The sequence below is a fragment of the Pseudomonas sp. OG7 genome, from assembly GCF_014192825.1.
Taxonomy (GTDB): domain Bacteria; phylum Pseudomonadota; class Gammaproteobacteria; order Pseudomonadales; family Pseudomonadaceae; genus Aquipseudomonas; species Aquipseudomonas monteilii.
The window spans coordinates 1-1,276 of the sequence record NZ_JACHYK010000024.1; the positions used below are offsets into that span (position 1 = coordinate 1).

Annotated in this window: 1 protein-coding gene; it reads right to left on the bottom strand. The window is 61.5% G+C overall.

Going from position 1 to position 1,276, the window contains the following annotated elements:
• The coding region (locus tag FHW75_RS26690) for an immunoglobulin-like domain-containing protein (RefSeq protein ID WP_183675249.1) at positions 1-1,276 on the bottom strand (1,276 nt) is incomplete at both ends.

The window sequence follows — 1,276 nt, forward strand, 5'->3', positions numbered from 1 at the left end:
GTGGCGTTTTCGATGGTGACGCTGACGGTCGAGCCGTTGTTGTAAACGTCGTTCGCAGGCGTCTGGAAATCAACGCTGCCCTGGGTCTTGCCGGCTTCAACGGTAATGGTCTGGCCGTTGGACAGGGTCACGGTTACCGGCGTCTGAGCAGGATTGCTCAGGGTCACGGTGTAGGTGATCACGCCGCCTTCGGTCACCGACGGGCTCGCCGTCAGGGTCGCGGTGGTGGTGTCGACCGAATCGCTGATCGTAGTCTGAGCCGGGGTCGGGTTCGGGGTCAGCTGCTCGAAGTTGCCGCCAGTGGCGTTTTCGATGGTGACGCTGACGGTCGAGCCGTTGTTGTAAACGTCGTTCGCAGGCGTCTGGAAATCAACGCTGCCCTGGGTCTTGCCGGCTTCAACGGTAATGGTCTGGCCGTTGGACAAGGTCACGGTCACCGGAGTCTGGGCAGGGTTGCTCAGGGTCACGGTGTAGGTGATCACGCCGCCTTCGGTGACGCTTGGCGAAGCCGTCAGGGTCGCGGTGGTGGTGTCGACCGAGTCATTGATCGTGGTTTGAGCCGGGGTCGGGTTCGGTGTCAGCTGCTCGAAGTTGCCGCCAGTGGCGTTCTCGATGGTGACGCTGACAGTCGAACCGTTGTTGTAAACGTCGTTCGCCGGAGTCTGGAAATCAACGCTGCCCTGGGTCTTGCCGGCCTCAACGGTGATGGTCTGGCCATTGGACAGGGTCACGGTCACCGGCGTCTGGGCAGGGTTGCTCAAGGTCACGGTGTAGGTGATCACGCCGCCTTCGGTCACGCTTGGCGATGCGGTCAGAGTGGCAGTCGTGGTATCCACCGAGTCACTGATTACCGTTTCAGCCGGTGCAGGATTAGGCGTCAGTTGCTCGAAGTTGCCACCGGTGGCACCAGTAATCGTGGTGCTGACAGTCGAACCGTTGTTGTAGACGTCGTTCGCCGGAGTCTGGAAGTCGACACTGCCCTGGGTCTTGCCGGCTTCAACGGTGATGGTCTGGCCGTTGGACAGGGTCACGGTTACCGGCGTCTGAGCAGGATTGCTCAGGGTCACGGTGTAGGTGATCACGCCGCCTTCGGTCACCGACGGGCTCGCCGTCAGGGTCGCGGTGGTGGTGTCGACCGAGTCGTTGATCGTGGTCTGAGCCGGGGTCGGGTTCGGGGTCAACTGCTCGAAGTTGCCGCCAGTGGCGTTTTCGATGGTGACGCTGACGGTCGAGCCGTTGTTGTAAACGTCGTTCGCAGGCGTCTGGAAATCAACGC